Raw genomic sequence first — 6,575 nt, forward strand, 5'->3', positions numbered from 1 at the left:
AGTGGTCAGTCCGTCGTTGTGTGAGCCAATCCTCGCACAACGACTGTTTGAGAAGCCGGTATCACTGGTTCCGACTGGTTCGCTCTTCGATATGTGAGTGAATCCTCACACGATGGCCGATATGCTTGCCCGGATTACCGAAATCCATTGCCTTGGCGGTCGTTGTGTGAGCCAATCCTCACACAACGACTGGCATGGCCGCTCGGGTAGCCTGATTCAGCCACTCAACCGTGCGTTGTGTGAGCCAATCCTCACATCGTGCCCCTCATGCCATCCGCCCCGTTCCGGCGGCAGAACACAGAATCCTGCCCGCCGCGTAGCCACAGCTGTCACAGGCATGGCCACTGTCATCACAACAACAACGCGGGGGTACCGCCGAGTACAACCTCAGCGACACCCCCGCGCCTTGCGCTTCAAGAGTCTTTATCGTGGCTCACCACACCGGGATTTCAGCTCCCTTGGAGTCCTTCTTCATATAGGACCGCACGTTCGCCTGCTGGTAGGCCTTGATAATCGCCTTGTAATTCGCGTTGTCCTTGTCAGCGGTCCGGGCGACGATCACGTTAATCCACGGCTTGTTAACCGTTTTCTTCGGATCCGGGTTCACCGCGAAAATCGCGTCGCTGATGCTCTTGCCGTAATCTACGACGGCGTTCGCGTTCGCGATGCCCGCGGCCGCGTCATCCAGCGAGCTCATGATCAGGTTGCGGTCGGTAGGCACGATCTGGATGTTCTTCGGGTTTGATGTGATATCTTCCTCGGCGGGGTACACACCATTCGCCGGATCGTTCTTCTTTGGGTCGATCTTGATTACACCGGCTTCCTGCAGCACTATGAGCGCCCTGCCGCCATTGGTGACGTCATTGGGGATGAGCACCTTGTCGCCCTTCTTCAGCTGTGAGATCTTCTTGATGGAATTCGAATAGATATTCAGCGGGCTGATATATGATTCGCCGATTACGGTGAACTTGTATTTCTTCTCTTTGATTTCGCCGTTGAGGAAGGCGTAATGCTGCTGGGCGCTCAAATCCACGTCGCCCGAGGAAAGGGCCTGATTGCCGAGCACCGCGCTTTTCATAGCTACGGTCTTCACACGGACCTTAGACCCGGATTTCTCAAGATTCTGGTTGACCAGCTTCCACAGCGGCTCGTCGGTGGCGGTGGTCAACGCGACTTTGACGGTCGTAGTGCCCGCGGACGGCGATCCGCAAGCACTTGTGGAAACGACCAGGCCGGCTGCGGAGACCAAAGCGAGAATCGCGGCGATCGCCTTGCGGCGGATACGGTGTTCAGTGTTCATTCTTCCTCCCTATGATGGTGCCGATGGTCTGGATGATGGTGATGAAGACCAGCAGCGTGATAACGGCGGCGACGGTGATGTCAAGCTGATTGCGCTCGAATCCGTACCGGTTGGCGTAGTCGCCGAGTCCTCCCGCCCCGATGGCGCCGATGACGGCGATTTCGGAGTTGAAGCTGATGCAGGTGATGGTGGTGACCCGGGCGAGTGCGGAGATGCTCTCACGCAGGTAGACGCTCCAGATGATCGACCATGGCCCGAGTCCCATCGCCTGCGCGGACTCGATAAGCATGGGGTTGAGACCGTTGAACACGGATTCGACTTGTCTGGAGAAGAATGGGGTGATGCCGACGATGAGCGGGAAAATCGCGCCTCTGACGCCGATCGCCGTGCCGCTGATTAGCCGGGTCAGCGGGAACAGCAGCGCAATCATGATGACGAACGGGATGGATCGGCACAGATTCGTCAGCTTGTCGAGGAACTGGAAAACCGCCCGGTTCTCCCACATGCCGCCGGGCTTGGTCAAAGCGAGTGTCAGTCCGAAGATGATGCCGAGAATGAACCATTCCGGGGTCGCGATGAGGAACATCTGCAGGGTTTCGAGAATGGACTGGACGAAGACGTCCGGGTTTTCGAAAACGTGTGGGAACAAATGCTCGAGTATGGTCATGCGATATGCTCCTTTGTGGTGGATGCGGTTGTGCCTGCGGCCGCACTTTCGACGGCGTTTTCTTCGCTATCGGTTTCGACGGCGGTGATGCGGATTCCTTTGCCTTGCAAGTAGTCCAGAGCTTGGCGGATATGTTCCGGATCGCCGGAATACTGGGCGACGATGCTGCCAAGCGGGTAGCCATCAACGATGTCGAGCGAGGCGAACAGGATGTTGACGATGACGTGGAACCGTTCGGTGACCGCGGAGACCAGGCCTTCGGCGACAGTCTTGTTCGCGTAGCTCATATGGATGAGCTGGCCGTTCGGATCGATTCCTGCCGTCGCGCCTTGCACGCGTAGGGTTTCGATGACATGGTTGAGCCCGGTGTAGTCGCCGACGAATCGACGGGTGAGCTCGGCTTGTGGATTGGCGAATACGTCGAATGCTTCACCCTGCTCGACGATGGTTCCGTGATCGATGACGGCGACATGTGAGCAGATGGATTTGACGACGTCCATCTGGTGGGTGACGACGATGATGGTCAGATGCAGCTCACGGTTGAGCCGTTTGACAAGTTTGAGAATCGTTTTGGTGGTGTCCGGGTCGAGTGCGCTGGTCGCCTCGTCGAGCAGTAGGATACGCGGGTTGTTGGCAAGCGCGCGGGCGATGGCAACTCGCTGCTGCTGTCCTCCGGACAGTTGTGATGGGTGGGATTCGGCGTGCTGCTCAAGTCCGACCAGGCTGAGCAGTTCGCGTGTTTTGTTGCGCTTTTCCGCGGAGCTGAGTCCCGGGTGACGCAGCGCAAGCGCCACATTGCCTTCCACGGTGCGTGATGGCATGAGATTGTACTGTTGGAAGACCATGCCGATGGATTTGCGCAGTTGCCGCAGCTGTTTGGCTGACAGGTCCGGGACGGATTGCCCAAGGACATTGACCGCCCCGCCGGAGATGGGTTCAAGTCCGTTGATGCATCTGACGAGCGTTGATTTTCCGGCTCCGCTCAATCCGATGATTCCGAAGATCGATCCTTCTTCGATGCTCAGGTTGACGTCATGCAGTGCGGTGTATGCGCCTTCGGGGGTGTCGTAGCGTTTGCTCAGTTGGGTGATTTCGATGATCGCGTTGCCCACGGGTACCTCCTTCGCGGCTTGGTGGAGAGCATCACGGCAGTGGCAGTGCTGTAGTGTTGCATCGCCGCGGCGCTATTGATGATGTGTTGTTGCGAGTTTATTGGCTCATCGCGGGCCAATCGCGGGTTTGTTATCGGTGTCGGTTATCGCCGGTTGCAGTATGGTATGGCAGTAGGCGACTGGGGGATATCAACGGTGGTTATCGCGGGCATATCATGTGGCACGCACAGGTACGGATAATGGACTTGTATCGCAGACAAGGAAAGGGTGGCGATCCCTGGCTGTTGTCAGTGATCGCCACCCTTTCCTGAAGCGTTCGCGGATTGGCGGTTGTGATGCTGATGACTTGCGGAATGTCCGCTCACAGATCGTGGTCGAAATACACCACGTCCGGCCGTGTCTTCCAACCCTGATGTTTCCAGAATCGCTTGCCGTCCTCATTGTCGGCGACGACGAGAATACCGACTTTGACGATACCGATCGCTTGGAATGCGTCCTCGATGCGGTGGACGAGCGTGCTGCCGATGCCTTGGCCGCGCCACTGCTCGTCAACGGCGATATGGTACAGGTACCCTTTACGCCCGTCAGTAGCCCCGAGGGCGGTCGCGACGATGGAGTCATTCCCGTCAACCGCGACCAGACAGGTGTTGGGATTGGCATCAAGTAAACGCACGATGCCCCCGTAGGTGTTGTTGAGCGAGTGCAAATGCATGCCGGGTGTGCGGTTCCACAGCGCGTAGGCGTCGTCGTAGTCCTCAGGTGTCATGCGGCGGATCCGCCATGTTGTGTCGTTCTTGGAATGTGCGATGTCGGTCATCATGCTCTCTTTCTCATTGCTGGATATGGATATTGCCCGTGTATATGTGCCGGGTTGTGTTGAAGATCAGTCGAGGTGGATTTCGTGTTCGCTGGTGCCGCCTTGGATGATGACGAGCGCGTCGTCGAGTGACTGTTGGGCCATGTTGCGGACGGCGATGTCGGTGAAGAACGCGATATGCGGGGTGATGACGACGTTCGGCATGGCGGCGAGCGTGTCATACGCCGGATTGCCGGTCGGCTCGCCCGGTTCGAGCGTATGGCCGAACAGTGTCGCCTCGCCTTCGATTACGTCCAGCCCGGCTGCTGCGATTTCATGATGTTGCAGGGCGTCGATCAACGCCTGCGTATCCACGATGGGTCCGCGCGAGGCATTGATGAAGATCGCTGTCGGCTTCATCTGCGCAAACCTGTGCGCGTCCATGAGATGGTAGGTGGTCTCGTCCAGATACGTGTGCATGCTGACCACGTCGGCACGTGCCAGCAGATCGTCTTTGCTGGTGAAGGTGACGATGCCCTCAAGGTCGCTTCGTTCGCGGATATCGTTGCCGAGTACGGTTACACCGAGCGCGTGGAGCATCCGCGCGAGTGTCGAACCGATGCGACCGACACCGATGATGCCGACTGTCAATTCGCTCAGTTCCCTGGACATGAGACCGGTGGCTGCGAAATCCTGGTGCGTGTTGCGCTCGCGGTATTGGGGCACGTGCCTGAGCAGTTGCAGGATGTGGGTGAGTGCGAGCTGGGCGACCGCGCTGGGGGAGTAGGAGGGAACGTTGGTGATGCGGATGCCGTGCTCGTTGGCGGCTTTCACGTCGATGGAGTCGATACCGGCGGAGCGCAGCGCGATTTGGCGTATACCGTAATCATCGTGCAGCTTGCGATAGAAATTGGGGTTGTTGCTGGGGCGGAAGCGTTGTTTATAGGAGATTCCGTCGAAGCCGTTGACGGTATGCAACGTCTCGTCGGTCAGTTCGAAGGGGAAGCAGGTGACGTCAACGTGGTGCTCCTCGGCCCACTGTTCGGCAAACGGTCGTTCTTCGGGCAGGGTGTGGTAGAAGGCGATGGATGTCATGATGATCTTTCGGTATGAGGTTGATGGATACGTAATGTGGCGTGTTGCCGTGCGGCATTTCTGAGTGATGGAGTGCGCGCGGACGGGGGTCAAAGGTCCTGACGGTTGCTATCCTGCCCATCGGTGAACGCGCGAATCCGGTCAGCGGCCTGATGCAGGGTGTCCAGGCTTGCCGCATAGCTGAATCGCACATATGGCGAGGGGCCGGCGGCGAAGGCCGTGCCGGGAATTGCGGCGACTTTGGCTTGTTGGGCTAGGTCGCGGGCAAATTCCAATCCGTCGGTATACCGTTCAGGCGCTCTCACATACAGGTAGAACGCACCTTGTGGGTTTACGGTCTGATATCCGGCGGCGTTGAGCGCCCCGGCAAGGAAGTCCCGGCGACGGCGGTATTCCTCGACCATCTCATCAATGGCGTCGTCCCCATGCTCGTAGGCTTCCTGCGCGGCATCCATGCTGAACGTGGCGGCACAGGAGACCGCGAGCTGATGGTGCTTGAGTATCGCCGGTGCGAGCCATTCCGGTGCTGCGAGCCAGCCTAGGCGCCAGCCGGTCATCGCGTAGGTTTTTGAAGCGCTGTCGATGACGACGGTGCGGTCCGGAATGAATTTGGCGATGGACGGGGCCGGCCGGTGTTCGAAACTGATTTCCGCGTAGACCTCGTCGCTGACCGCGATGGCGTTATGGCGGTCGATAACACGCGCCAGATCGCGTAGTTCATCGTCGCTCGCGACTGTGCCTGTCGGATTCGACGGTGAATTGAGGATAACGACCGCAGGTCCGCGAGTCTGGCCGAGTACCCGGTCAAGGGCAGCCGAATCAGGTCGGAACCCGTTGCTGGTGGTGTCGATCGAAGTGAGTTTCGCCCCGTGGATGCGGGCGAGTGACGCATACTGACCGAATGCCGGCGTGAACTCGATGAGTTCTGCCCCCGGCGCTTCCAGAAGCGTGCCGAGTGTGCTGCTGAGGGCTTCGCTTGCCCCCGTGGTCACAATGATGCGATCCGGCCGGATGTCAAGACCTCGGCGCCTTGAGAGGTACGCACTGATGGCTGTTCGCAAGCCTTCGGTTCCTGCGTTTGGCGCGTAATGGGTGCGGTTGGCTTCCAATGCGCGCATGGCAGCCTGCTTGATGAACTGCGGGGTGGGGAAATCCGGTTCGCCCAATGTGAGCTTGATGATGTCCGGAATCCGGGAGACTTCCGCATCGAAAGCGCGGATCGCGGATGGTGCGAGACGTGCGATGGCATTTGGAATGACCAGGTCGGGGGATGGGTGGCCAAGAAGAAGTTCCCCGGTATGGCTGGTGAGGTCGGGGAGATTGGTTGGATTGGCGGGACCAGCTGGATTTGCGGGATTTGCTTCGTCGTGAACGAAGGTTGCCGCCGTCGTTGATGTCTCTGATGTGGTCGTTGTGCTCATCGTTACCTCGTTGTCCATGCGATTGTGGTCTTATCGGTGTGGTGTGTTAGATCGCCTGTCGTGCCGGTGTTTTCGGTTTCGTCTGCGATGGTTGTCCCGCTGTCGGCGGTGGGATCGTCATCCCCATCCACCCCCTCAACCCGCACAATCTGCGGCTCGTCGATATCCAGGCCCCAAGCGATAT

At 58.6% G+C, this 6,575-nt stretch carries 7 protein-coding genes; all 7 read right to left on the reverse strand.

Going from position 1 to position 6,575, the window contains the following annotated elements; all coding sequences use genetic code 11:
- Window positions 1-433: 433 nt before the first annotated feature.
- Complete coding sequence (locus ACI38B_RS05910) at window positions 434-1,300, reverse strand: MetQ/NlpA family ABC transporter substrate-binding protein (RefSeq protein ID WP_439729942.1); 867 nt, start codon at window positions 1,298-1,300, stop codon at window positions 434-436.
- A complete protein-coding gene (locus ACI38B_RS05915) occupies window positions 1,290-1,967 on the reverse strand; it encodes a methionine ABC transporter permease (protein WP_439729943.1) in 678 nt (225 codons plus the stop codon). The genes ACI38B_RS05910 and ACI38B_RS05915 overlap by 11 nt, the downstream gene beginning before the upstream one ends.
- Window positions 1,964-3,079: a methionine ABC transporter ATP-binding protein gene (locus ACI38B_RS05920; protein WP_439729944.1), complete on the reverse strand. Its 1,116-nt coding sequence runs from the start codon at window positions 3,077-3,079 to the stop codon at window positions 1,964-1,966. The genes ACI38B_RS05915 and ACI38B_RS05920 overlap by 4 nt, the downstream gene beginning before the upstream one ends.
- A gap of 361 nt (window positions 3,080-3,440) precedes the next feature.
- Window positions 3,441-3,899: a GNAT family N-acetyltransferase gene (locus ACI38B_RS05925; RefSeq protein ID WP_439729945.1), complete on the reverse strand. Its 459-nt coding sequence runs from the start codon at window positions 3,897-3,899 to the stop codon at window positions 3,441-3,443.
- Between the two features lie 63 nt (window positions 3,900-3,962).
- Window positions 3,963-4,970, reverse strand: a complete 1,008-nt coding sequence (locus ACI38B_RS05930) for a D-2-hydroxyacid dehydrogenase (protein WP_439729946.1) — start codon at window positions 4,968-4,970, stop codon at window positions 3,963-3,965.
- Between the two features lie 89 nt (window positions 4,971-5,059).
- Window positions 5,060-6,391: a pyridoxal phosphate-dependent aminotransferase gene (locus ACI38B_RS05935; protein WP_439729947.1), complete on the reverse strand. Its 1,332-nt coding sequence runs from the start codon at window positions 6,389-6,391 to the stop codon at window positions 5,060-5,062.
- A 2-nt stretch (window positions 6,392-6,393) separates the two neighbouring features.
- Window positions 6,394-6,575 (reverse strand): hypothetical protein (locus ACI38B_RS05940; RefSeq protein WP_439729948.1); only part of this gene is annotated, 182 nt, incomplete at its 5' end.

This window comes from Bifidobacterium sp. (assembly GCF_051876855.1).
Classification (GTDB): Bacteria; Actinomycetota; Actinomycetes; order Actinomycetales; family Bifidobacteriaceae; genus Bifidobacterium.